At 33.9% G+C, this 25,325-nt stretch carries 20 protein-coding genes and 1 other RNA gene; 13 read left to right on the top strand and 8 right to left on the bottom strand.

The features are described from left to right. Positions 1-32 precede the first annotated feature (32 nt). On the bottom strand, positions 33-1,607 hold the full coding sequence (locus ACRASX_RS10360) for a RagB/SusD family nutrient uptake outer membrane protein (protein WP_432221165.1): 1,575 nt from the start codon (positions 1,605-1,607) through the stop codon (positions 33-35). Between the two features lie 10 nt (positions 1,608-1,617). Continuing rightward, positions 1,618-4,626 carry a SusC/RagA family TonB-linked outer membrane protein gene (locus ACRASX_RS10355; protein WP_432221164.1) on the bottom strand — a complete coding sequence of 1,003 codons (3,009 nt, stop codon included), beginning with the start codon at positions 4,624-4,626 and terminating at the stop codon, positions 1,618-1,620. Positions 4,627-5,399: 773 nt separating this feature from the next. On the opposite strand from ACRASX_RS10355, the gene ACRASX_RS10350 reads away from it, so the two are divergent. From ACRASX_RS10350 to ACRASX_RS10340, 3 genes are all read left to right on the top strand, one after another. Continuing rightward, complete coding sequence (locus tag ACRASX_RS10350) at positions 5,400-6,452, top strand: sensor histidine kinase (RefSeq protein WP_432221163.1); 1,053 nt, start codon at positions 5,400-5,402, stop codon at positions 6,450-6,452. Beyond that, the gene (locus ACRASX_RS10345) at positions 6,442-7,143 is read left to right on the top strand and encodes a LytR/AlgR family response regulator transcription factor (RefSeq protein ID WP_066308632.1); all 702 of its coding nucleotides are present in this window, start codon (positions 6,442-6,444) and stop codon (positions 7,141-7,143) included. The genes ACRASX_RS10350 and ACRASX_RS10345 overlap by 11 nt, the downstream gene beginning before the upstream one ends. Before the next feature lie 168 nt (positions 7,144-7,311). Continuing rightward, positions 7,312-8,781, top strand: a complete 1,470-nt coding sequence (locus ACRASX_RS10340; protein WP_066308633.1) for an MFS transporter — start codon at positions 7,312-7,314, stop codon at positions 8,779-8,781. A gap of 210 nt (positions 8,782-8,991) precedes the next feature. Here the strand turns inward: ACRASX_RS10340 and fsa are convergent, their stop codons facing one another. From fsa to ffs, 3 genes are all read right to left on the bottom strand, one after another. Beyond that, the gene (fsa, locus tag ACRASX_RS10335; protein WP_432221162.1) at positions 8,992-9,648 is read right to left on the bottom strand and encodes a fructose-6-phosphate aldolase; all 657 of its coding nucleotides are present in this window, start codon (positions 9,646-9,648) and stop codon (positions 8,992-8,994) included. Between the two features lie 157 nt (positions 9,649-9,805). After that, entirely contained in the window at positions 9,806-10,609 is an 804-nt protein-coding gene (locus ACRASX_RS10330) for an SDR family oxidoreductase (RefSeq protein ID WP_432221161.1), read from the bottom strand. A 213-nt stretch (positions 10,610-10,822) separates the two neighbouring features. Next, positions 10,823-10,920: signal recognition particle sRNA small type (ffs, locus tag ACRASX_RS10325), an RNA gene on the bottom strand. Positions 10,921-11,008: 88 nt separating this feature from the next. Here ffs and ACRASX_RS10320 point away from each other — a divergent pair. Together ACRASX_RS10320 and hutI are read left to right on the top strand one after the other, a co-directional pair. Beyond that, entirely contained in the window at positions 11,009-12,058 is a 1,050-nt protein-coding gene (locus tag ACRASX_RS10320; RefSeq protein ID WP_432221160.1) for a glutaminyl-peptide cyclotransferase, read from the top strand. A 9-nt stretch (positions 12,059-12,067) separates the two neighbouring features. Then, the gene (hutI, locus tag ACRASX_RS10315) at positions 12,068-13,303 is read left to right on the top strand and encodes an imidazolonepropionase (protein WP_432221159.1); all 1,236 of its coding nucleotides are present in this window, start codon (positions 12,068-12,070) and stop codon (positions 13,301-13,303) included. Positions 13,304-13,615: 312 nt separating this feature from the next. Here hutI and ACRASX_RS10310 read toward each other — a convergent pair whose 3' ends face one another. Both ACRASX_RS10310 and ACRASX_RS10305 read right to left on the bottom strand, forming a co-directional pair. After that, positions 13,616-14,305, bottom strand: coding sequence for an SIMPL domain-containing protein (locus ACRASX_RS10310; RefSeq protein WP_432221158.1), 690 nt, complete (start codon positions 14,303-14,305; stop codon positions 13,616-13,618). A gap of 50 nt (positions 14,306-14,355) precedes the next feature. Continuing rightward, the gene (locus ACRASX_RS10305) at positions 14,356-14,994 is read right to left on the bottom strand and encodes a rhomboid family intramembrane serine protease (protein ID WP_432221157.1); all 639 of its coding nucleotides are present in this window, start codon (positions 14,992-14,994) and stop codon (positions 14,356-14,358) included. 111 nt (positions 14,995-15,105) lie between these two features. Here ACRASX_RS10305 and ACRASX_RS10300 point away from each other — a divergent pair, with 111 nt between their 5' ends. Together ACRASX_RS10300 and ACRASX_RS10295 are read left to right on the top strand one after the other, a co-directional pair. After that, positions 15,106-15,978 (top strand): lysophospholipid acyltransferase family protein, encoded by an 873-nt coding sequence (locus tag ACRASX_RS10300; RefSeq protein WP_066308654.1) that lies wholly within the window; start codon positions 15,106-15,108, stop codon positions 15,976-15,978. A gap of 167 nt (positions 15,979-16,145) precedes the next feature. Further along, a complete protein-coding gene (locus tag ACRASX_RS10295; protein WP_432221156.1) occupies positions 16,146-16,907 on the top strand; it encodes a phosphatase PAP2 family protein in 762 nt (253 codons plus the stop codon). Here ACRASX_RS10295 and ACRASX_RS10290 read toward each other — a convergent pair whose 3' ends face one another. Beyond that, entirely contained in the window at positions 16,908-17,684 is a 777-nt protein-coding gene (locus ACRASX_RS10290) for an XRE family transcriptional regulator (RefSeq protein ID WP_066308665.1), read from the bottom strand. Between the two features lie 86 nt (positions 17,685-17,770). Here ACRASX_RS10290 and dinB point away from each other — a divergent pair, with 86 nt between their 5' ends. The 6 genes from dinB to ACRASX_RS10260 all read left to right on the top strand — a co-directional run bounded on the left by dinB (position 17,771) and on the right by ACRASX_RS10260 (position 25,140). Further along, positions 17,771-18,952: a DNA polymerase IV gene (gene dinB, locus ACRASX_RS10285; RefSeq protein WP_432221155.1), complete on the top strand. Its 1,182-nt coding sequence runs from the start codon at positions 17,771-17,773 to the stop codon at positions 18,950-18,952. A gap of 15 nt (positions 18,953-18,967) precedes the next feature. After that, entirely contained in the window at positions 18,968-22,024 is a 3,057-nt protein-coding gene (locus ACRASX_RS10280; RefSeq protein WP_432221154.1) for a DNA polymerase III subunit alpha, read from the top strand. Between the two features lie 71 nt (positions 22,025-22,095). Next, on the top strand, positions 22,096-22,737 hold the full coding sequence (locus ACRASX_RS10275) for an alpha-ketoglutarate-dependent dioxygenase AlkB family protein (RefSeq protein WP_432221153.1): 642 nt from the start codon (positions 22,096-22,098) through the stop codon (positions 22,735-22,737). Positions 22,738-23,051: 314 nt separating this feature from the next. Next, positions 23,052-23,519, top strand: a complete 468-nt coding sequence (locus tag ACRASX_RS10270) for a DUF1810 domain-containing protein (protein WP_066308678.1) — start codon at positions 23,052-23,054, stop codon at positions 23,517-23,519. A 94-nt stretch (positions 23,520-23,613) separates the two neighbouring features. Beyond that, positions 23,614-24,444, top strand: a complete 831-nt coding sequence (locus ACRASX_RS10265) for a DUF3347 domain-containing protein (protein ID WP_432221152.1) — start codon at positions 23,614-23,616, stop codon at positions 24,442-24,444. Positions 24,445-24,579: 135 nt separating this feature from the next. Further along, positions 24,580-25,140, top strand: a complete 561-nt coding sequence (locus ACRASX_RS10260; protein WP_432221151.1) for a helix-turn-helix domain-containing protein — start codon at positions 24,580-24,582, stop codon at positions 25,138-25,140. The last annotated feature ends 185 nt before the right edge of the window (positions 25,141-25,325 follow it).

The raw sequence follows: 25,325 nt of genomic DNA, 5'->3' as shown, positions 1-25,325 counted from the left end.
TCACACCATATATTTCTTATTGTAATTAAACTTTAGAAGTTTGCTTTATCAGCATCCCACCACAATCTAGTTGCTCCATTATCAGGACCACCTAACGCAGCTTTACCAGATTCTACTCCTTTAGGGTTATTAGCAATCTCAGATGCAGCAAATGGTAAACGTCTTACTCCAAACTCAGTACTAATTAGACCATCACTTTGATTATTTGTGATTCTAAACAATTTAGGATACCCAGTTCTTCTGTATTCAGACCATGCTTCTTGACCATCAGGATAAGTAGCAATCCATTTTTGCGTAATAATCTTTTGTAACTTAACTTCGTTAGAAGCTGCCTCGTTCCATGCTACAGTTATATTATTTACTGAAGGAGCATTGTTTTCTGAATTTACTAAATCCACATAGTCTTTAGCAATTTTCACGTTATCTAAGATGTATCCATCTGCACCAGCTAAACCATTTTGATCAAATGATGCTCTAATACCAGACTCGTAAAAATCTTTTGCTGTACCACCCATATTCCAACCACGCAAAGCACCTTCTGCTCTTAAGAAGTAAACTTCTGCAGTAGTCATCCACGTAACTTCGCCAGTTTTAGTACGAGCACCTGTCTGTGAGAACTTTCCGTAAGTTTGTGCAGTAGGATAAACTATACCTGTTCTTACACCTTTGTATTTTCCAGGCGCAATTGCTGATGTATTCCAGTAATATGCCATACGAGGGTCATCGTATCCACCTAAAATCGACTCCATGTCTGCACCCATAAATAAACCACCCCACGCATGACTCATCACGTCAATTACATTTAAATCAACAGGTGATTTAATTTTTAGTACATCACCATTAGTAGTGAAAACACCAATAGAATTATTAACTGATTTCTCCGCCTCTAACTTTGCCATTGCTGGATCAACCTTAGAAATACGTACTGCCATTCTCAATCTCAATGAATTAGCATACTTAACCCATAATGCGTAGCTACCTTTGTATGATGACAAATCTGTATCTACGAAAGTCGATGCTTCATCTGCTGCAATTCTAGATTCTAAGTCATTAACTGCAAAATCTAAATCTTTAAAAATCTGCGTATAAATGTCTTTTTGAGAATCATATAAGGCATCACCTTCAGTTCCAAATGAAGACATTACTGCTGGTCCGTACATATCGGTCATACGTTGCAAAGTTGCACCCTTAATAATAAGAGACCAAGCATAGAAATTATCGTACTTACCTTTTGAAAGTTGCTCAACCTTATACATATTTGCAATAATTGCAGTATATGCATCATCCCAAGCATAACCATTCCATCCTGGATTTAATAAGTAGTTGTGGTTACTTATTCCTCCAAAAGCATTAGGTGTAGTCATGTAACCAGACCATCCATCTGCTTGCAAACTTTGTTGAATCTGATACATCCAAGTAACATCGCTTATGAATAATCTATTGAAAGCAGGCTTAAATGGAGCTTTAATAGTATTATAATCCTGAGCTAGTTGATCATCTGATGCTCCAACTTTATTTGTATTAACCTCATTAAAATTGTCAGTACAACTAACTGCCGCAAGTAAAGAGAAACAAAACGCTGTTCTTTTTATTTTATTTATTATCATAATTTGTAAATTAGAAAGTTAAGTTTAAATTAAGACCGACACTTCTTGTCGATGGCATTCCAAAAATTTCAACACCTTGTAAACCTTCTCCAGTACTCAATGCTACGTTCGGATCGAATGGAGCGTCTTTGTAAATAAAGAATAAATTTCTTGCAATTAACGAAACACTTAAAGAATTTACAAACGGTAAAGTTTGCTTATTAAATGTGTACCCTATCGAAATTTCTCTTACACTGATATTAGTTGCATCGTAAACATATTCAGCAGTTGCACCTTGTCTACCACCAACTGAATCATAATAATCATAAGCAGTAATTGAAGTTATTGCCGTTCCATCAACAGAACTAACACCATTAATTGCCATATCACCATTATTTCTAGCATCACCAGTAACCTTAGAAACACCTTTTTTATCCATGATAGCTTGAGTCAAACTAAGAACTTCTCCTCCGAAACGACCATCTAAAAGTACGTTAGCTGAAAAACTTCCTATTCTAAATGTGTTTGACCAACCTAACATAAAGTCAGGATTCGCGTTACCAACTTCAACAAAATCCACTTCTTTTGTGACTTTTCCTTTATCATCAATAATTATCCTTCCTTGATCATCTCTATTCATTCTTTTTCCTTCAATCACTCCAAAAGGTCTTCCTTCAGTAAGTGAATAACGGTAATTAGTTGAACCCTCTGGAGTAAGAATGATTTTTCCTCCTAAATTCTCAGCAGGAATACTATTTACCATACTTTTATTGCTAGAGTAGTTTACTTTAGTTTCCCAATTAAACTTTTCTGATTTAATTATATCTGCAAATAAAACTAACTCGATACCTTTATTAGAAATACTACCAGCATTAATAGCATAATTAGTATATCCAAATTTATTTGTTGATGGTGCTGGAACTTGTAAATATTGATTCTTTGTTTCTGAATCATAATATGATAATTCAAACCCTAACCTATTATTAAACATTCTCCATTCTGTACCAACTTCAAACTCTGATTTCAACTCTGGCTTCAAAGTAGTTCCAGGCTTTGGACCTACTGGCGGATTAACAATAGAACCAGCCACAATTGTAGATGTTGGAGATGTAATAAATCCGTTAATATCATTACCAACCTGAGCATAAGTACCACGAATTTTACCGAAATTAATAAAATCAGGCATTTTAACCATATCACTTAAAACAGCTGTCAAACCTACTGAAGGATAAAAGAAGCTTGAATTTTCAGTGTTAACTAAAGTAGAAGACCAGTCATTTCTAGCAGCAATGTCTAAAAATAAATAGTTATTTAGTCCAAAAGTTGTTGTACCAAAAACAGACTGAACCTCTCTTTCTCCACCTGTTTCAAAATTCCCATTGTTAGATTTAAAGTTACCTACAGTAAAGACATTTGAGTAAAACAAACCTCCACCAATTCCTGAATCCAAATTAACACCCAATTGCTGAGAGTTATTAATACTTGTTCCAAAGGCACCTGTAAATGAAATTTTATCAGATAAATCAGCATCAATTAAACCAATTAAATCTGCGTAATTTTGTATTCCAGTTAATGATGAATTAATATATCTACCATTCTCTTGTGCAAGTGAAGTAGTTGTAGTAGCGTGCATTCTTTTTTGATAGTTGTCTTCACTTCTATTATAACTGTAACGAGAAGTTAAGTTAAACCAACTATTCAATTTATAATCTAAAGCAATAGATCCATTAAAGAAATTATTAGTATCAACAGACTTTTGTCTATTAATTATCCAATATGGATTTTCATCACTATCACCAATTTTTAGTCCCTTGTAATCCTGAACCATCATATTTCTATCAGCATCAAACTGCTCATAATTTTTCAATTCATTCAAACTCACTCCTCTTGGATGTAAATAAACATTATTTACAGGATTGAAATAAAAACCATTAATTGGTCTGTTGTCTATATTCTGAGTTGTATAATTCCCAGAAACGGCAACATTTAATTTATCTTCAAAGAATTTTGCAGTTTGGCGTACACCAAAATTGTTTTTCTTTAAATGATTACCAGGTATAATACCAGAAGCATCAGTATTTGCATATGTCAAACTTGTTGAAGCACCTTCAGTTGCTTTTGAAAAAGACATAGATGTAATCTGAGTAACACCTGTGTTAAAAAAATCTTTAACGTTATCCTCAACTTTTTGTTTTGCGCCCCAAGTAAACAAATCATCAGGAGCTGAAGTATAATCTGTTTGAAATTCTGGCAAATATGCAGCAGATTCAAAATTTGTAACCGAGTTTACATTAAATGTTTCAGTTCCAGCTTTAGCTTTTTTAGAACTTAACAATATAACCCCATTAGCACCTTGACTACCGTATAATACAGAAGCTGCAGCACCTTTAAGAATTGTCATTCCATCATAATCATCAGGATTGATTAAAGATACAACATCTCCACCGTCGCGATTACCACCATCTTTACTTCCAAAACTTTCATTTGGCTGAGCTGCTCCACCATTATACAAAGGAATACCATCAATTACATATAACGGTTGGTTATTTGTAAACGAAGAGTTACCACGTATAACAACTTTTGTAGATCCACCCGTACCAGATGAACTTTTTGTAATAGCTACACCTGCTATCTTACCAGCAACTGTATTAACAATATTCGCATCTTTTACACGAGTCAGCTCTTCACCTTTTAATTCTTGTGTAGAATAAGTAAGAGCTTTCTTTTGTTTTTTAATACCTAATGAAGTCACAACAACAGTTGTAAGAACGTTAGAAGAACCTTGTTGTAATAAAACATTAATTGTAGCAGATTCTCCTACCGTAATAGTTTGAGTTTCCAAACCTACATAAGAAAAAACTAAAGATTGACCTTTAGCAACTTCGATAGCAAATGTACCATCAAAATCGGTAGAAGTACCCTTAGCACTACCTTGAACTGCAATAGATGCCCCTGGTAACGGCATTCCATCAGAATCCTTTACCACACCTTTGACATTTTTTACTTGTGCAAATGAAAGTTGCGTAGTAAAAATAATCATAAAGATTAAGAAAATTTTTTTCATTTTTTAATTATTTGTTAGTTATGGTGTAAATTTATTGTTAACGTATTCTTAAAAAAAATAAATTATACAAACTACCATACTTTTTCAACGAACGACATCAATCATTCAATAATGCGCTTTACGAAAACGTTTTCAAGTCTAAATTTACAGCAGTATTTGTGAGTTTTTTTATGGAAAGAGGAAATAATAGTTATTAATTAATCGAAAAGCATAAAAAATAATTAACTCCATATTTTCAAAATAAAATTGAAAGCAGTAGTTGCACATGCTCAACCTACAGGAAATTACAAGTTTTTGATATCCTTTAACTATTTATGTCAAATGTTGCTAGATCTGTACTATTCATACAATACAATTACTACAAAATAGTCACTAAAAGGGTGGTGCATTCTAAAAGCCTAATATAAATCATGTCTTAGGAAAGTTCAGCTTTCAATTGTAATATGATTTATTACTGAAGAACCTTTTATTATAAAATAATGAAAATTAGCACAAATACCCAAATAAAAATAACCCACTATTGGGTATTCTATCAATCAGATGATTCAACTTAAGAGCCTTAGTAACGAAACAAACGACATAAAAACAACTACCAACATCATTATTCGACCTGTAAGCGTAGGAAAATATAGATAAAAAAATTCAAACTAATTTTAAATGCATTAAATTAAAAAAAACGTTTATAAAATGATTCAAATTCATTATTGTTGCAGTTGCAAAAGCAATATTAATTTTTTTAAAAGAGTAGATTGAGAAAAATAAAAGAAATGAAATTTGATATTAAGGTTCAGAATCACCTGTGGTTTTGGGGCGTTTATTTTTTACTTAATTTTTTGCGTTGGGGAGCTTACTTTAATGATTATCACTATTCTTTCAAGTCAAATTTGATAGAATTTTCACTACACGTTCCGCTTGTTTATTTTAATCTATTAATTCTTGTCCCAAAATATGTATTAAAATCAAAATACGCACAATATACAGTATGGTTGCTAGTTAGCTTGTTTGCTGTTTACTTACTAAAAACTGCACTTACTTACTATTTAATATCAGAAGACATTTGGCCAGAAGCTAACATCGAATACCATCCGTTTGAAATCAATCACATTGTGGCAGTTTGCATTGGAGAATTGTATGTTTTAGCGATGGCTTCTTCCGTATACCTCACCTTGACTTGGTTAAGGGAACGAGAACGCAATAGAGAATTGAGAGAAAATCAACTGAAAATAAAATTAAAATACCTTAAAAATCAGATACAGCCACATTTCTTTTTTAACACGCTTAATAACTTATACGCCTTATCATTAGAATCTTCTAAAAAAGTTCCAGATGTAATTTTAAAACTTTCGAAACTAATGGAATACGTTCTATATGATATAGAAAACACCAAATTTGTTCCACTTATCAAAGAAATTGACTATATTCAGAATTATATCGAAATAGAAAAATTACGTTTTAATAATGTAGATGTTTATTTCAATGTAGAATCTGATATAGATGAAGTTATGGTGCCGCCGCTAGTGTATATTTCTCTAATAGAGAATGCTTTTAAACATGGTGGTATAAAAAATGAAAATTTGATTATTAAAATAAATTGCAAAATTACAGCAGACAATTTACTTGATTTTGAAATCATTAATAATTTTGTAATTTCACATACTGAAAAGGCAAAAAAAGGAATTGGCTTAAAAAATACTAAGAAAAGATTACGCCTTTTATTTAGAGACAATTACACTTTAGAACATCAAATAAAGTTTAATTTTTTTATAATACGCGTGCAAATACCTATCTATAATGAAAATTAAGTGCGTCCTGGTAGACGATGAACCATTAGCTATCAAGGTTTTACAGACCTACTTTAATAATTTTGCTGACTTCGAAGTTATCGGCACTTTTAACAACGCCCTAGAAGCTCTCGATTTTATTAATTCAAATGCAGTTGATGCCGTATTCTTGGACATCAACATGCCTATGATGACTGGTTTTGAACTTATTAGCTTATTAGAAAATAAAACAAAAGTCATTATTACAACAGCTTTTAGAGAATTTGCGGCAGAAAGTTACGATTTGGAAGTCTTAGACTATTTAGTAAAACCTATTCCATTACCTCGTTTTATAAAATGTATTAATAAAATTACAGTAGAGTATAATTTAAAAAACAACATAAAAGTTGAGAATCGCCGCGCTGAACCTCACATTTTTATCAAAGTGGATAAAAAAATGATCAAGGTGAATATCGACGAAATTTTATTTGTAGAAGGAATGAAAGAATACATAAAGGTCATTACCAAAGACAAAACTTACATTACACATAAGTCTTTAACAGCACTCTCAGACGAATTGCCTGTCGATCGTTTCATGCGCATTCACAAATCTTATCTTATAGCTACGGACAAAGTGAAATCTATAGAAGGAAACCGCATTCAAATTCTCACTTATACCCTGCCAATTGGCCGAAATTACAGTAAAGAGGTTAAAAGTAAAATTTTGGACTAAGATTTATTTTTTCTAATATCTTAAAAAATAACACATTGTTGAAAAAATCGTGTCGTTGGTTTAAATTTAACATTATTTATGCCTTTTAATTTTTTTTTGAGACCGTTAACAAATATATTTACGGCCTACAAAAAACTATTTAAAATTACAATTTAACCTAATTACACTATGAATTCAGAAAATGTTCAGACCAAATGGGGGCAATTTATTTCTTTAATAATTGTCTTTTTCTTTTGGGGTTTTGTTGGTTCTGCCAATGACATCCTGATTCCAGTCTTCAAAAAAGTTTTTACACTGTCACAAGTTCAGTCACAATTAGTAGCTTGGGCTTTTTATGCGGCTTATTTTGTGGGTTCAATCATTTTCTTTTTAGTTTCAGTTAAAGTAGACGTTCTACAAAAATTTGGTTACAAAAAGACACTTTCTGCAGGATTACTTGTGTCTGCATTTGGTTCATTTTTATTCGTTCCCGCTGCTACAATGGAAAGTTTTGGTTTCTTTTTAACTGCTCTTTTTATCGTTGGATTAGGATTTTCGATACAACAAATTGTAGCCAATCCATTAGCCATTAAGATGGGTAGCCCTTCAACAGGAGCACACAGATTGACTTTAGCAGGAGGTATAAACTCCTTTGGAACAACAGTTGGAGCGATTTTATTAGGAATTGCATTGTTTGGAATGGGAGATAATAAAACCACAACACTTTCATTAGAAGACATCAAATTGCCTTTCATTATTTTAGGAATTGCTTTTATCGTTGTGGCTATTTTTATGAACTTTTCTAAAATCGAAAACCCACCTAAAATTGAAGTTTCTAAAATTGAAGTAACACATGAAAAATTCAGTGTTTTCGATTATCCACAGTTATATTTAGGAATGTTAGCCATCTTTATTTATGTCGGTACAGAGGTGACAATCATTAGTAATTTACCCGCTTTATTACATACAAATGAATTCGGAAATATATTAGAAGACTCTATTTCTCCGTTTATTGCCCTGTATTGGGGAAGTTTAATGATCGGTCGTTGGAATGGTGGAGTAAATGTTTTCAATACTTCCAATTTAATTAATACAGCTCTTAAATTTATTGTACCAGCTTTGGCATTCGGTGTAATTATCGGAGCTAATATTTTTGCCGGTCATGATGTTTCCGCTTTTTATATTTACCCACTTTGGATTTTATTATTTATTGGTGTGAGTTTCGTAGGTGGTAAAAACGCAGGTAAAACACTAATGCTTTTTGGAATATCAGGTTTAACTATGATGTTTGCAGGTTTAGTTTGTCCAGATCCATCAATTGCGAAATTTTTCTTTATATCAGGTGGTTTATTCTGTTCAATCATGTGGCCAGCTATTTTCGATTTAGCTATTGCTGGATTAGGAAAAAATACGGGAAAAGCATCTTCTTTCCTAATTATGATGATTCTTGGAGGTGGAGTTATTCCATTGGTACAAGGAGTTATTTGTGATTTAGATTTAACAAATCCAGAAGGAATATTAGGTATTACGTATACACACTTCTCTTATATTGTACCTCTTCTTGGTTTTGCTTACTTAGCTTTTTATGGCTTCTATTGCCCTAAAATATTAAAAAGTCAAGGTGTAAGTCACGTTGAAGCTGAAACCGTAGGACACTAATACAGTCAAAAAAATTATAAAAAGTCCCGTTTATCTAAAAACGGGACTTTTTTTTTGCTTTCTCCACATCGCTGAGAATCGCGTATAAAATTTTTAATCGACCTAAGATTCAAATATCGCAAAAAAACGCCCTTATAGAATTTGACTTTAAAACATAAAAAAACCTCAATCTTACTTGAGGTTTTTTAAATTTAGATAAAATCTAAAATCTTATTTATTTCCTTTTTCAAAATCAGCAATAAATTGTGCCAATCCGATATCTGTTAATGGATGTTTTAACAAACCATAAATTGCAGAAAGAGGACCAGTCATAACATCAGCACCAATTTTTGCGCAATTTACAATGTGCATCGTATGACGTACAGAAGCAGCCAAAATCTGAGTTTCGTAACCGTAGTTATCGTATACTTCTCTAATTTCTTGAATCAAGTTCAAACCATCTGTAGAAACATCATCTAAACGACCAATAAATGGAGAAACATAAGTTGCACCCGCTTTAGCAGCCAATAATGCTTGCCCAACAGAAAATACCAAAGTTACATTTGTTCTCACTCCTTTGTCTGAGAAATATTTGGCAGCCATTATACCTTCTTTAGTCATTGGCAATTTTACGACAATTTGTTCGTGCAAATCAGCCAATTCCTCTCCTTCTTTCACCATTCCATCAAAATCCAAAGCATTTACTTCAGCACTCACATCACCTTCGACCAAATTACAGATATCCACATAATGCTTCAAAATGCTATTTTTTCCAGTAATTCCCTCTTTAGCCATCAACGACGGATTTGTAGTTACACCATCCAAAACACCCAAAGCTTGTGCTTCTTTAATCTGCGCTAAATTAGCCGTGTCAATAAAAAATTTCATATCTATATATTTAATTGTGTTCTTAATTGGGGCGTGACCCCATTTACAAAAGGCGCAATGTAGCAAATGTATATGGCGCGCCTTTTCTAAATACGGTCGGGCTATCCGTACTACTTCGGTAGTTTCCTACTATCCCTCACGCAAAATCGCTGCAAAATTACAATTTATAATGATTCATCAACATTTTCTCATACATTTTATCCGGTAATGCTCTTTTTAAAACAATAGAAAACTTTTGCATAAAAGCCCCAATTTTATAATGTACGTTCGGTTTTTTAGTATTGATAATTTTATAAATACCTTCAGCCATTTCATTTGGATTACTGCCCGAATCCACATGTGTATTCATTTCTGCCAATGTTTCACCGTACACTTTTTCATAAGGAGAACCTTTTATAACTGGCGCATGAAAGCGACCTGCAGCAATATTAGTTGCAAAATCACCTGGTGCTACATTCGTCACTTCAATTCCAAAGGGTTTTACTTCCATTCGCAAAGCTTCAGTAACGAGTTCCAAAGCACCTTTAGACGCCGAATAAATACTGCGATATGGCAACCCCATATAAGCAGCAATCGAGGTAATGTTAATTATTAAACCTGATTTTTGAGCACGCATTTGTGGTAAAACTGCTTTAATTACTTCAATCGGACCATAAAAATTAGTCTCAAAATGATTCCGAATCTCTTCGGTTGGAATTTCTTCCAAAGGACCTGTAATTCCAACTCCTGCATTATTAATTACAATATCTAATCTACCTGAATTTTCGATTACTTGTGCAACGGCAGCAACAATCGAATTGCGATCGCGCACATCTAAAGCAACCAACGGAAAAATGGAGTTTAATACTTTCTCAGGGTTTCTGCTGGTTCCATAAACTACAAAACCTTTATGATGCAAAAACTCACCAATTGATTTACCAATTCCCGAAGAAGCTCCCGTAATTAATACTACTTTATTCATTTGGTATACTTATTAATTATTAGAATTTCAAAAGACAATCGCAATGACAAAAATAAAAGTGAACTATTATCTATCAGCTTAGTTCATGTTTCGTCCCAATAACTTCTGAATTTTTTAAAAACGAAACGTCCAAAAATAAAAAAATCTCCCCGAAGGAAGACTACAATTCTCATATTTAAAAAAAATCTGATTCGAATGACTAACAGATAAAAAAAATGGCAAGCGACCTACATCGCACCGCTCAACCACGTACCCTTGCTATGTTCCCATCCTGGGGGAGTCTGCAGGAGCTGGTCGTGTAGGACTTGCCGCTGCAAATATACAATCTTTTTATATTTGTGCAAGAGCTTTGCCCCGATAAAAATATCGTTGTATATTGGTATATTTAAATTTATAACTATGAAAAATTATAACTTCCTAACTACCATTTTATTAGGAATCACAATGATTGGTTGCGGCGACACAAAAAAAGGTGAAAATTCTCTTTTCAACATCGATAATTCTGCTTTTCCAGCTCATTTTTCGACCTCTCAATCGGTTTCTCTAGGAGTTTTAAATCCGAAAGACAAAAAAATTGACAGTATTGTATATTATATCAATGATACTAAAGTAGGAACTGTAAATAGTGCTACTCCGTTTAAATTTGAATTAAAAGACCAGAAGTTAGGGTACCAAAACTTAAAAGCGATGGTTTTCTTTGGCGGTGAAAATTCTGATGCTACTGCTAGAATTGAAGTAATCTCAGATGTTACTCCAAAATTAATGAAATACAAAATTGTAAATACATATCCACACGATAAAACTGCTTTTACAGAAGGTTTGGAGTTTTACAAAGACACTTTATATGAAAGTACTGGACAAAAAGGTACATCGTACTTTAGAAAATACGATTACAAAACTGGAAAAGTGTACCAAGAAGTAACAATGGATTCTAAGTATTTTGGAGAAGGAATTACAATCATCAACGACAAAATTTTTCAGTTGACTTGGCAAGAAAAAACAGGTTTTATCTACGATGCTAAAACATTAAAATTAGAAAAATCCTTTACGTACGACAAAGACATTGAAGGCTGGGGAATGACCAACGACGGAACATACATCTACTGTGGTGATGGGACAGAGAAAATCTGGAAAATGGATCCTAAAACACAAAAAATGGTCGATTATATCAATGTATATTCGGGACAATCGAAGATTAAACAAGTTAATGAACTGGAATTAATTGATGGTAAATTTTATGCTAACGTATGGCAAAAAGATGCTATCGCCGTTATCAATTCAACCTCTGGTGCTGTAGAAGGAATTCTTGACCTATCTGGTTTGCGAAAACTAGTTGATGTTACCGAAGAGGATGTATTGAACGGAATTGCATACAATCCTAAATCCAAAACTATTTTTGTAACAGGTAAAAATTGGGATAAAATGTTTGAAATTTCTGTTTCAGAATAAAAAAGCACCATGACAACACTACTGCTAAACATACAAGAATTACTGCAAGTACGCGAAACGTCGATAGCTAAAGTTTCTGGTGCTGAAATGGCTATTTTACCTACTTTGAAAAATGCGTATTTGGTACTTGAAAATGACATTATTTCTGATTTTGGTTTGATGGAAAATCTTCCTAAAATTAATGCAGACCTCACTATCGATGCTACTGGAAAAATAGTTTTACCTACTTGGTGTGACAGTCATACGCACATTGTCTATGCGGGCAATCGCGAAGGTGAATTTGTAGACCGTATCAACGGACTTTCATATGAAGAGATTGCCAATCGTGGTGGCGGAATTTTAAACTCGGCTCAAAAACTCAATGAAACTTTAGAAGAAGAGATTTATGAACAATCTAAAGTTCGTTTGGAAGAAGTGATGCATTTAGGGACTGGAGCTGTAGAAATAAAATCGGGTTATGGATTAACAGTCGAAGGCGAGTTAAAAATGCTTCGTGTCATTAAAAAATTAGCCCAAAATTACCCAATAACGATCAAATCGACTTTTTTAGGAGCACATGCCTACCCTACTCTTTTTAAAGACAACAAAAGAGGCTATATTGATTGTATGATCAATGAAATGTTGCCTCAAATAGCCAAAGAAAAGCTAGCACATTATGTGGATGTTTTTTGCGAAACGGGCTATTTTACGGTTGCAGAAACTGAAGAGATTATGGTTGCTGGAATTCAACACGGATTAGAACCTAAAATTCACGTAAATCAATTCAATTCGATTGGTGGTATTCAAGCGGGAATAAAGCACAAAGCACTTTCGGTAGATCATCTCGAAGTAATGACGGATGACGATATAGAAGCACTTAAAAACAGCCACACAATGCCAGTAGCTTTACCATCTTGCTCTTATTTTTTAAGTATTCCGTATACGCCAGCGCGTAAAATGATTGCAGCAGGTTTACCCTTAGCTTTGGCGACCGATTTTAATCCGGGTTCTACACCATCGGGCAACATGAATTTTGTGGTAGCTACAGCTTGTATCAAAATGAAAATGACGCCCCAAGAAGCCATCAATGCAGCTACAATTAACGGTGCTTATGCTATGGGAGTTTCAGAAACGCACGGAAGTATTACCAAGGGAAAAAAAGCGAACTTGATTTTAACCAAAGCAATTACTTCCTATTACCAATTGCCGTATGCTTTTGGAAGTAACTTAATTGAAGCGGTTTTTCTGGACGGAAAAATCATTTAATTCTCTTCTAAGGTTGATCCTTTTTCATTTTAATCACCATTTAAAAAAGAGAGTTACTAAAATATTTATAGTGCTATCTAATACATAGATTTTGTAAGCTTACAATAAACACTACTTTTTTTCTAAAATATACATACTATTGTATGCGATGAAATGTGTTTCTATATGGTAATTACTATATTAAGAACTGCATTCTATAGTTCATATTTAAAGAAACTTTTCAATTACAATAAAAAAAAATAGTTCCTTATAAAACATAAAAAAATCCCACCACTTTACAAATGATGGGATTTTTTTAGTGATACAAATAACTTAATCTAAAATAAAACTAACTGTCACGTTTGATGTGATTTCGATTTCACCAAGTGCCAAAGTTTCTCTTGGTGCCACGTCGCTCATCTCTCTTTTTGCCATTGCAGCCATAAATATTGGTTGTGGTCTGTATACTTGTGAATTGTCTGAAATCAACAAGGCTTTACCTATTTTTTGACCCAAAACAGATACATAATCTTCTGCCTTTAATTTAGCATCTTTCATCGCTAATTTACGAGCTTGCGATTCGTGTTTGGCTAATTCTGAAGATTCAAAAGTTACATTGTCAATTCTATTGATTCCTTCATTTACTAATCCTTCCATCAATTCATCGTATTTATTCAAATCTTTCAATGAAATTTCAATAGTCTGAGTAGCATTATAGCTATGTTTCTTTTTTTCGTAATCATATTGTGGATTCAAAGCAACTCGCTGCGTTTTAAAATCAGTCGCAGGAATATTCATCTTTTTAATGAATTTTAAAACGGCTTCAATTTTTCTATCGTTTTCTTTCTTAATTGTTTTAGCGTCATTTCCTTTGGTTTCAACTGTTGCTACAATAGTTGCTTCATCTGGAATAACTTTTACTTTTCCTTCTCCACTCACGCTAATTTGCGGAACTTGTTTGGTTTCTTGAGCGTAAGTCATTGTAGCAAATAATATCAATAATGCAGGTAGTACTTTTTTCATGTTAATTTAATTTTTAATGTTATAGTTGTTTTAAACCAAAAGTTATGCCATTATAGCTTTCCTGCTTTTGCCATTACAAACAAAATTACGATGGGTATGGCTAACAAAACCACCATAAGAGTGTTTGTGGTTAACATAGATGGTTCTTTTAGCAAAGTGATAAGATAACCACCAATTGCTCCACCAAAGTGAGCGGTATGCCCAATATTATCATTTTTAGCTCTCATTCCGTAAATAGAATATAATAAATATCCTATTCCGAATAAATACGCTGGCATCGGAATAATAAAGAAGATTCCCAACATCATATCGGGTTGCAACAAAATAGCCGAATACAAAATTCCGGTTACTGCTCCAGATGCACCAACTGCTCTATAATTGTAGTCGTTTTTATGAAACATCATCGTCAATAAACTTCCAAAAATCAAACTTGCAATGTAAATCAATCCAAAAGAAAAATTACCTAAATAATTAATAACTACGGGTGCAAAAAACCAAAGCGTTAGCATATTAAAAAAAAGATGCATCATGTCTACGTGTAAAAAACCAGACGAAAACATTCGGATTTGTTCACCTGCTCGTATGCTACCTACATGGAACTCATATTTTCTAAAAAAAGCAAGATCATTAAAACCTTTGTAACTAATTAATACGTTGGCTACAATTATTCCGATCAAAATAGTATTCATATTTTTAATAAATTTTAAGGGTAAAGATAATCATTCCAATAAACAATGCGGAACATTATAAAAGAGAGTCTGCTTTGCTTTTTTAAATTATATTTGTAAAAAAAACGCTTTATGCAATTTCTAGTTTACCTTATTGCCTATCCTTTTTTATGGCTTATTTCGATACTTCCATTTCCTATATTTTATTTATTTTCTGACTTTGTTTACTTTCTCATTTATTATGTTGTAGGATATAGAAAAAAAGTAGTTCGTGAAAATTTGGTATTAGCATTACCGCATCTTTCAGATAAAGAACTTTTGGTTATCGAGAAAAAATTCTACCAACACATGTGTGATATGTTTTTAGAAATGATTAAAACGATGACTATTTCTCACGAGGAAATGAGCAAACGCTTTAAATTGATGAATATCGAAGTGGTAAAAGAATATGAAAATCGAGGTAAAAGTATTATTTTATTTGCCTCGCACTATGCTAGTTTTGAATGGTTGCTGACCTTGAACTCACAAACTAAATTTAAAGGAGTTGGGGTTTATAAAAAAATAGCCAATCCTTATTTTGATAAATTAGTGCGAAAAATTCGCTCAGAATATGGTACTGATTTAGCCGAAACCCGACATGCCATTCCGATGATGGCTAAAAATGCCAAACAAACCGAAATCATGTACGCATACGGTTTAGTAAGTGACCAATCGCCAAAACTAGATAAAGCAGTGTACTGGAATAAATTTTTAGGTATCGAAGTTCCTATTCATACTGGAGCCGAAATGTTAGCCAAAAGATATGATTTGGACTCTATATTTATAAAAGTAAAAAAAGTTAAACGAGGTTATTACGAAGCTACTTTTGTTCCTGTTTGCGATAATCCAAGAGAAGCAGCAGAGCATGAAATTACAGACACCTACACAAAAATGGTGGAGCAACAAATTATAGAAGCACCCGAATATTACTTATGGACACACAAGCGTTTTAAACACCGACGTTAATTTCAATTGACATAAATAGAAAAACGAATACTGCTCAAATCGAGAAGTATTCGTTTTTTTATTTAAATTATACAAAACACTAAAATTAAGATTTGCTTAAGTTGATTATGCTAACAAAATAGGTCTTATTTTAGTACGTTATAAACAGATAACCTAAAAGCAGTACTATGCTTCAAAAAATTGTAATTTCGATCTGTATTCTTTTTATTTCTATAAAGACAATCGCACAAAGTGCGGTGGTTGATACTGTAAAAGTAGATACCATTAGTTTTTTAAAATTCAATTATAAACAACTTATTGTTCCGAGTATTTTAATTGGGTACGGTGTTATTGGTATAGAAAGCGATCAAATTAAAGATTTTAATGACCAAATTAAGACAGAAGTAAATGAACATATTGATACTAAAATAAGTGTTGATGACTTTTCTCAATATGCACCTGCTGCTTCTGTATATGTCCTGAATGCATTTGGTGTAAAAGGTAAAAATGATTTGCGTGATCGAAGTGTGATTTTTGCCACTTCCTATCTAATTATGGCTTCTACAATTTTAGCTTTAAAATCAGTTACTCATGTAACAAGACCTGACGGAAGCTCCAACAACTCTTTTCCATCGGGACATACAGCCACTGCTTTTGCAGGTGCCGAATTTTTGTACCAAGAATACAAAGACCAATCAATTTGGTACGGAATTGCAGGATATGCCGTTGCCACTGGGACGGGTTTATTCCGAATTTATAACGATCGCCATTGGCTAACTGATGTTGCCGCTGGTGCTGGAATTGGAATCATAAGTACCAAAATTGCTTATTGGGTTAATCCGTATTTGACTCAAAAACTATTCAAATCTACAGATGCCAATTCAACTTCGATAATTGCTCCTTTTTACAACGGTCAGCAGTATGGCTTGAGTTTTGTCAAAACTTTTTAATTATGAAATTCCTCGAACGGTATTTTTAATCTCCATAACATCTCTTTTTACTTCCATCAACAATTCTTTCACACTTTGCGTTTCGTTTAATTCTTGACGTTTGTCGCTGCGACCAATATTGCAATGGTATTCCCATATCTCAATAATATCAGAAGCTCTAACTTCATAATTTGGATAAAAACGATTGTCCGATTCTAAAACCAAAGCATTTTTTTTATTTTTATTGAGTCGTTTGTAAACCATTCCTTCATTTTTAGTAATCAAAATATAGGTTTTACCATCCATTACCTCTCCTAAACTTTCAATGTAACGACCAATAATAATACTCCCTTCTGCATGCGGCGGCATCGAATCGCCTTCTACCGGAAACCCTCTGTATTTACCCGCTCCTAAAAACGGTAACGAAATCTGCTGTAAATTTTCAATATATTCAGGATCGGCATAGCCATTTAAATAACCCGCTTTTACTTTTTGGGTAACGACTTCTATGCAATTTTCTCCTTCTTGATCCACCTGTATGGGCAAAACAAGTCGGTTGTTTTCGAGTTTCAACAAATCTTGCATGTCAATTTTACGCACATCAACCGATAATAATAAGTCGATACTAATGTGGTAATAAAAGGCGATTTTCTTTAAAATATCATATGGCGCTTCCGAAGTTCCATCTTCATATTTTACATACCTACCCCGAGTAATCAAGAGGCTTTCGGCTAGCTTTTCCTGTGATACTTTATCCTTTAAACGCAGTGCTCTGATATTGTCTGAAAATAATGACATAACTATTTTGTTACAATTTATAACAGCAAATGTAATCAATTTTGTTATAATCTGTACTAGTTTTGTCGTTTACAAAAACAACTAAAATGGCACGTGCAATTGTACACATGGATTTGGATACTTTTTTTGTATCCTGCGAAAGACGCACCAACTCGCAACTAGACGGCATTCCTTTAATTATAGGAGGTGGCGATCGTGGCGTGGTGGCTTCTTGCTCCTATGAAGCACGCCGTTTTGGAGTCCGCTCGGCAATGCCCATACAAATGGCGATGAAATTGTGTCCACAAGCTAAAATTATCAAAGGCGATATGGAATTGTACTCCAAATTGTCCCATGATGTTACTCAGGTTATTCAAGAAAAAGCACCGATTATGGAAAAAGCGAGTATCGACGAATTCTATCTGGACATTACAGGAATGGATCGTTTTCACGGAAGTTACAAATGGACCAATGAACTCGCAGAAGCGGTAATTAAAGAAACAGGATTGCCAATTAGTTTTGCTTTATCAGTCAATAAAACAGTTTCTAAAATTGCTACGGGAGAAGGAAAACCCAGAGGAAATCTGGAAATTCTAGAACCCAATGTACAAGCTTTTTTGAATCCGTTGTCCATCCAAAAAATACCTATGGTGGGAACTGTTACTTTTCAATTGTTGTCTAGAATTGGCATTCGAAACATACAAACTTTGTCTGAAATGCCAGCCGAAGTGCTCCAAAGAATGATTGGGAAAAATGGCCTAGAATTGTGGAAAAAAGCCAACGGAATTGACCTGAATCCAGTACAACCTTATACCGAAAGAAAATCTATTTCTACTGAACATACATTTTCTCAAGACACGATAGACATTGCCAAACTGAAATCAATATTAGTAGGAATGGTCGAAAAACTAGCCTTTCAACTTCGCTCAGAAGAATGGTTGACCTCGACTGTTGTGGTAAAAATACGATACGCCAACTTTGACACCGAGACCAAACAAGCTAAAATTGCCTATACCTCTGCCGACCATTTATTGACCAAAAATGTAACTGATCTTTTTGACAAACTCTACCAGCGTCGCATGCGGTTGCGATTAATTGGTATTCGCTTTAGCGGATTGGTGCGCGGGACTTATCAAATTGACCTTTTTGAAGACACGCAAGAAATGCTATCGCTCTATGCCGCAATGGATAAAATGAAAAGTCGGTATGGTTTTGACGCCGTAATGCGTTGCGCTGGCGCATCCTTTAAACCCAATACTAAAAATGAAATTTTAAAACGCAAACTCTAAAATAATTCCAGTATCATGTACCTCAATTGTCATTCTTTTCATTCGTTGCGCTACGGCACTATTCCGCTTCAAGACCTCATCAGTCAAGCGGTAAATTGTGGCGTAAAAACAATGGCGTTGACTGATATTAATACCGTAACCGGAATATATGATTTTATAAAAGGTTGCGAACTAGTGGGAATAAAACCTCTGGTAGGAATAGAATTTCGTTCTGAACAGCAATTGCGTTACATTGGTTTGGCTAAAAATGCCAGCGGATTAGCCGAAATGAATCGGTTCTTGACCAAACACAATTTTAGCGGAGCCTCTTTGCCGATAATTGCTCCCGAATTTGAGTCGGTTTTTATCATTTATCCTTTAGAAAAAGCACCTGAAACATTACGGGAAAATGAATTTATAGGAATGACACCCGAAGATTTACCCAAACTTTTTCATCTGAAATACCAAAGTAGAAAAGCAAAAATGGTGGTTCTAAAACCAGTCACTTTTAGAACTAAAAAGGAGTACAATTTGCATAAAATATTACGAGCGATTGACACCAATTCTCTTTTGTCTAAACTTACCGAAAGCGATTACTGCAAACTTTCTGAAGTGATGGTCCCAATACCTTCGCTTTTAGAAACCTACGAAAATTATCCTGAACTGATTGCCAATACCGAACGAATTAGTGCGGAATGCAATTTTAACTACGATTTTAAAACACCCAAAAACAAAAAATTTTATACTGCCAATCGCAAAACTGACTTGGCATTGTTAACTACTTTGGCGCATCAAGGATTGATTTGGCGTTATGGCGCCAATAATATTCCTGCTCAAGAAAGAGTTGAAAAAGAGTTAAAAGTAATTGATGAACTGCAGTTTAGCGGTTATTTTTTAATCACTTGGGATATTATTCGCTACAGCAACAGCCGTGGATTCATGCACATTGGACGTGGTAGCGGCGCCAATAGCATCATCGCTTATTGTTTGGGCATTACTGATATTTGCCCGCTAGAACTCGACTTGTATTTTGAACGATTCTTGAATATTAATCGCAAAAGTCCGCCCGATTTTGATATTGATTGGAGTTGGAAAGAGCGTGATACTATTTTAGAATATATTTTTAACCGTTACGGCTATGAAAATGTGGCTTTTTGCGGCACCAATGTCGAATTTAAATACCGTTCGATCTTTAGAGAAGTAGGCAAAGTATTCGGACTTCCGAAAGAGGAACTCGACAAATTGGCCAAAAATCCCATGAATTTACACGAAAGTAATTCGGTTGTAAAATACGTGCAAGAATACGGCATGTTATTAGAGAAATATCCCAACCAACGGAGCATGCACTCCTGTGGTATTATCATTTCTGAAGAACCAATCACCAACTACACGCCTTTAGAAATGCCGCCAAAAGGGTTTCCTATTGTGCTTTTTGACATGCACGTCGCTGAAGATATTGGTTTTGAAAAGTTCGATATTTTAAGCCAACGCGGTATTGGACATATTGATGACACCGTAAAACTAATCGAGAAAAACAGGGGGATTCGCGTCAATATTCGGGATACTTCGCTTTCTAAAAATGAAGCTTTGTGCAATATTTTTTTAGCACAAGGCAAAACGATTGGTTGTTTTTATATCGAAAGTCCTGCGATGCGTGGTTTGTTGCGCCGTTTGAGTTGTGACAATTACAAAGTTTTGGTTGCCGCTTCTTCGATAATTCGTCCTGGAGTAGCGCAATCCGGCATGATGAAAGAATACATTTTCAGACACAACCATCCCACAAAATTTGAATATTTTCATAAAGTATTCGAAGAACAACTGGGCGAAACTTACGGCATTATGGTTTATCAGGAAGATGTGATCAAAATTGCCTTGCATTATGGTGGTCTTCCCGCTGCCGATGGTGATATTCTGCGTCGGGCGATGAGTGGCAAGGGCCGTTCTTTGCAAGCTTTACAAAATGTAAAAGATAACTTTTTTGCGAGTTGTGCCCAAAAAGGGCATCCTGTAAAACTTAGTGAAGAAATTTACCGTCAGATTGAATCTTTTGCGGGCTATTCTTTTTGCAAAGCGCATTCGGCTTCTTATGCGGTAGAAAGTTACCAAAGTTTGTATCTAAAAGTCCACTATCCTATAGAGTTTATGGTCGCTGTGATCAACAATCAAGGTGGTTTTTACAGAACCGAAGTCTATGTACACGAAGCAAGAATGGCGGGAGGAAAAATTGAAAATCCATGTGTGAATAATAGTGATTTAGAAACCACAGTTAGTGGAACTCTTATTTATTTAGGGTTTATGCAATTGATGGGTTTAGATTCTAAAATGACCTCGTTTATCGTTTCGGATCGTGCTAAAAACGGACTTTTTATTTCTTTAGAAGATTTCATCAATCGGATACCGATGGGAATTGAAGGAATCAAAGTTTTAATTTTTATCGGCGCTTTTCGTTTTACAACCAAAACCAAAAACCAACTTTTAGTAATCGCTAGTTTACTGTTGAACAATTTTAAACCTGAGAATCGCAGTTTATTATTGATGCAAGAACCCGTAAAAGACTATAAACTCCCTACCCTAGAACGTTCTTTTTTTGAAGATGCTTTTGATGAAATAGAACTTTTGAGTTTTCCTGTTTCTTGTAGTCCTTTTGATCTATTACAAACCACACATCGCGGCGATATTATGGCAAAAGATTTGATTTTACACCATAAAAAACAAGTGCGCATGCTGGCTTATCTTATTTCTAGAAAACACGTTCCTACCAAAAGGGGTGCGATGTATTTTGGCACTTGGATCGATCATGAAGGTTCATATTTTGACACTGTCCATTTTCCAGATAATTTAGTGCATTATCCATTTCAAGGAGGTGGCTGTTATTTGCTTCTGGGAACAGTCGAAGTTGATTATCATTTTCCAACGGTTACTATAAATAAAATGGCGAAAATGCCTTTTATTGCCGATCCGAGGTACAGTAATTCTGAAGACCATCAATTTAAAACCCAACAAAAACTAAAAGAAGATGTAAGTAATACACAAAGAGCGCCGTATCCGCAAGAGCATGAAATTGGATTGCCAAGATATAAAATGAAAGTATAGATGTACTTCTAGCTAAATTATTTTATACAGAAATCGTAAGTGTTTAAAATTAATCTTTAAAGAAAAAAGTAATGCAATTATTTAACGATACAGCACTTTTTACTTCAGGTACAAAAGGTACAGTAACATTTGATTTGCCAGATGCTGAGTTACTATTGATCGATAATTTTTTTAGTAAAGACGAAGCGGATTATTATTACGAACAAATGCTACATCAAACCAAATGGAAAGCATACGAAATGACGCTATTCGAAAAAAACGTAACAGCTCCCAGAATGATTGCGTGGTACGAAGACAAGAATAATATAGATTGCAATACCGAAGTTTCCGATTGGACTCCCGAATTGCTCACTATTAGAAAACGGGTCGAAGACCAAACGGCAGTTGCGTTCAATAGTGTACTGCTAAATTTGTACAGAGATGGTAACGATGGCGTGGCTTGGCACAGCGACAAAGAACACAATTCGGGCAAAAACCCCACAATTGCATCGGTGACTTTTGGAGAAACACGGCTGTTTCGTTTGCGGCATAAATTTAACAAAGACCAAAAACAAGTTGAAATTCCGTTGCATCACGGTTCTTTTCTTTTAATGTCGGGAACAACAAACAGTTTTTGGCAGCATCAAGTTCCCAAAACAGCGCGAGAAGTCTTACCAAGAATTAATTTAACATTTAGACAAACCAATAGAAATTTACAGCAATCAAAAATGTAATATTTAGATCAAACCATGAAGTTATACTAAAATTTAGTCCATTATAAATTTTAATAAAGTAAGTTTAATTTTGCGAATCAAAGCTTTATATCGCTAAAACTAGGTTATAAATAAAATTAGAACTAGGAGTTAAAGTAACAAAGACTTCCTTCTAAAACTTTAAAAAAAACATTAAAATAAACTTTTTAAACACAAAAATGACTTGATAAATAACCCTTAACGGAGAAAAGGAATTGTTGTTGATTCTTTTCCGTAGGCAGCAGCTTTCTTTTTCACTACTTTTGAAAACTTTTTCACACCAATTTATTACTACAATGGCATACTCAAATACAGATTTAACGCGATTTTTAGAGGCTCAAAACAAAATGTATCTTAATGCTTTGGCAGAACTTACCAAAGGAAAAAAAGAAACGCATTGGATGTGGTTTATCTTTCCTCAAATCAAAGGACTGGGATCGAGCGATACTTCTGTTCTTTACGCTATTGCAAACGTAAAAGAAGCAGAAGCATTTTTAGCACACCCTATTTTAGGCAAGCATTTTATAGAGATTTCAGAATTACTATTGACTTTAAAAAGAAAATCAGCAGAAGGTATTTTTGGAGATTTAAATGCTCGAAAGTTACGTTCTTCTATGACACTTTTTAGTGTTTTAGAAAATACGCATCCTATTTTTCAGGAAATCTTAGATGCATTTTTCTCTGGTAATCTAGACTCTAAAACTTTGTCAATAATCGAAAGTGAACAAACCGAAGCTATTCCGACCGAAACTGCCGAATTTTAAAACATAGATTCTGTCTTAAACATAAAACGATCGTTAAAAGTCACTATCTTTATTTTTATAAAAAAAATACTAATTAGTTTAAAATATCACTCTTATGAAATCATTTTTCCAAACATGCATGGCAATTACTTTATTTTTTACTCTTGCCGCTTGCGATGCAAAAATAAATAATGCCAAAACAGAAACTGCCAAAATTTATGGCAACTGCGAGAAGTGCGAAAAAACAATTGAAAAGGCAGGAAATTTAGATCAAATTGCCAAAGTAGATTGGAATTCGGATACCAAAATGGCAAGCATTACTTTCGATTCAACTTTAACCAATAAAGAAGATGTTTTAAAACGCATTGCAATGTCTGGTTACGATAGCGAAGATCATTTGGCAACTGCAGAAGCATATAACAAATTGGCTGATTGTTGTCATTATGACCGTAATCCAAAAGCAGTGACAGAAACAGAAACTGCTGCAATAATGCCTATTGACGTGCTTGCAAAAGATAATCCGTTGGCTAGCGTTTATAGTTCATATTTTGAGGTAAAAGATGCCCTGGTACAAACAGACGCTGCAACTTCTTCGGCGAAAGCTAAAAATTTAGTAACAGCAATCGACGGTGTAAAAATGGATGCACTTTCAAAAGACGTACACGCCGTTTGGATGAAAGTAATGAAAGCTTTAAAATCGGATGCTGAGAAAATTGCAGCTACCAAAGATGTCGAGAAACAACGTGTTGCCTTTACTACTTTGTCTCCAAACATGTACAACTTGATGAAAGTGACTAAAAACACTGCACCGGTTTATTACCAATATTGTCCAATGGCAAATAATAATAAAGGTGGCAATTGGTTGAGCACCGAAAAAGCGATCAAAAATCCATACTACGGTTCTAAAATGATGAGTTGTGGTGGTGTAAATGAGGTTATTCAGTAAATTTTTATTAATAAAGTAGTAGCTTTTAGTTGCTGTTATTACAATTTTAATAGCGGCAATTAAAAGCTATTTTTTTTAAGTGTCTTCTTACTACACATTTTCTAATTTTTAAATTATAAATAAAATCTCCAGTACATGAAACTATTTATTAAAAATATGGTGTGCGACCGCTGCAAAACGGCGGTACAATCGGAGTTAGAAAAACTCGGATTGCATCCTATTTTGGTTGAATTGGGAGAAATAGAATTAAAAGAAGAAACCATTGAAACTGTAAAATCAGAATTAATACATACTTTAAGTACGCTGGGTTTTGAATTATTGGATGATAAAAAAAGTAAAACCATTGATAAAATAAAAACGTTGATAATAGATTTGGTTCACCATAAAAAAGACCAACTATCAACTAACTTATCTCAATTTTTAGCTGACGAAATTCAGCAAGACTACAGCACCTTAACTGCCCTTTTTTCGGAAGTTGAAGGAACAACAATAGAAAAGTTTTTGATAGCTCAAAAAATAGAAAAAGTAAAAGAACTATTGGTATACGACGAGCTTACCTTAAGTCAAATTGCTTTTCAATTGCATTACAGTAATGTTTCTCATTTAAGCAATCAATTCAAAAAAGTCACTGGTTTTTCTCCAACACACTTTAAGAATCTCAAAAAGAAAAACAGGTTGCAAATAGACAGCTTGTAAATCTTACAACTCATAGCCAAAATTTTACAATATTTTACCTGTGTTTATTAGTTAAATTTGTGCTACTAATGTGAATTAAAGGTAAAAATCAATCTTAATTATCAAAAAGACCTGCAACGTTTTAAACCAACAAATAAACTATTTGAAATTTTAAACGTTTTATTCGCGTTACTAATCTTAAAATA

Source organism: Flavobacterium sp. TMP13, from assembly GCF_050847115.1.
Taxonomy (GTDB): domain Bacteria; phylum Bacteroidota; class Bacteroidia; order Flavobacteriales; family Flavobacteriaceae; genus Flavobacterium.
Note: the sequence above shows the minus strand (reverse complement) of the source record. Positions and strands in the feature narration are given on the sequence as shown.

Excerpts from the sequence above, each read along its gene's own strand:
- ACRASX_RS10320 (WP_432221160.1), top strand. The coding sequence starts at position 11,009 with ATGAAAAATTATAACTTCCTAACTACCATTTTATTAGGAATCACAATG.
- ACRASX_RS10260 (WP_432221151.1), top strand. The coding sequence starts at position 24,580 with ATGAAACTATTTATTAAAAATATGGTGTGCGACCGCTGCAAAACGGCG.
- dinB (WP_432221155.1), top strand. The coding sequence starts at position 17,771 with ATGGCACGTGCAATTGTACACATGGATTTGGATACTTTTTTTGTATCC.
- fsa (WP_432221162.1), bottom strand. The coding sequence starts at position 9,648 with ATGAAATTTTTTATTGACACGGCTAATTTAGCGCAGATTAAAGAAGCA.
- ACRASX_RS10310 (WP_432221158.1), bottom strand. The coding sequence starts at position 14,305 with ATGAAAAAAGTACTACCTGCATTATTGATATTATTTGCTACAATGACT.
- ACRASX_RS10280 (WP_432221154.1), top strand. The coding sequence starts at position 18,968 with ATGTACCTCAATTGTCATTCTTTTCATTCGTTGCGCTACGGCACTATT.
- ACRASX_RS10360 (WP_432221165.1), bottom strand. The coding sequence starts at position 1,607 with ATGATAATAAATAAAATAAAAAGAACAGCGTTTTGTTTCTCTTTACTT.
- ACRASX_RS10275 (WP_432221153.1), top strand. The coding sequence starts at position 22,096 with ATGCAATTATTTAACGATACAGCACTTTTTACTTCAGGTACAAAAGGT.
- ACRASX_RS10305 (WP_432221157.1), bottom strand. The coding sequence starts at position 14,994 with ATGAATACTATTTTGATCGGAATAATTGTAGCCAACGTATTAATTAGT.
- ACRASX_RS10290 (WP_066308665.1), bottom strand. The coding sequence starts at position 17,684 with ATGTCATTATTTTCAGACAATATCAGAGCACTGCGTTTAAAGGATAAA.
- ACRASX_RS10300 (WP_066308654.1), top strand. The coding sequence starts at position 15,106 with ATGCAATTTCTAGTTTACCTTATTGCCTATCCTTTTTTATGGCTTATT.
- ACRASX_RS10265 (WP_432221152.1), top strand. The coding sequence starts at position 23,614 with ATGAAATCATTTTTCCAAACATGCATGGCAATTACTTTATTTTTTACT.
- ACRASX_RS10330 (WP_432221161.1), bottom strand. The coding sequence starts at position 10,609 with ATGAATAAAGTAGTATTAATTACGGGAGCTTCTTCGGGAATTGGTAAA.
- ACRASX_RS10355 (WP_432221164.1), bottom strand. The coding sequence starts at position 4,626 with ATGATTATTTTTACTACGCAACTTTCATTTGCACAAGTAAAAAATGTC.
- ACRASX_RS10345 (WP_066308632.1), top strand. The coding sequence starts at position 6,442 with ATGAAAATTAAGTGCGTCCTGGTAGACGATGAACCATTAGCTATCAAG.
- hutI (WP_432221159.1), top strand. The coding sequence starts at position 12,068 with ATGACAACACTACTGCTAAACATACAAGAATTACTGCAAGTACGCGAA.
- ACRASX_RS10340 (WP_066308633.1), top strand. The coding sequence starts at position 7,312 with ATGAATTCAGAAAATGTTCAGACCAAATGGGGGCAATTTATTTCTTTA.
- ACRASX_RS10270 (WP_066308678.1), top strand. The coding sequence starts at position 23,052 with ATGGCATACTCAAATACAGATTTAACGCGATTTTTAGAGGCTCAAAAC.
- ACRASX_RS10295 (WP_432221156.1), top strand. The coding sequence starts at position 16,146 with ATGCTTCAAAAAATTGTAATTTCGATCTGTATTCTTTTTATTTCTATA.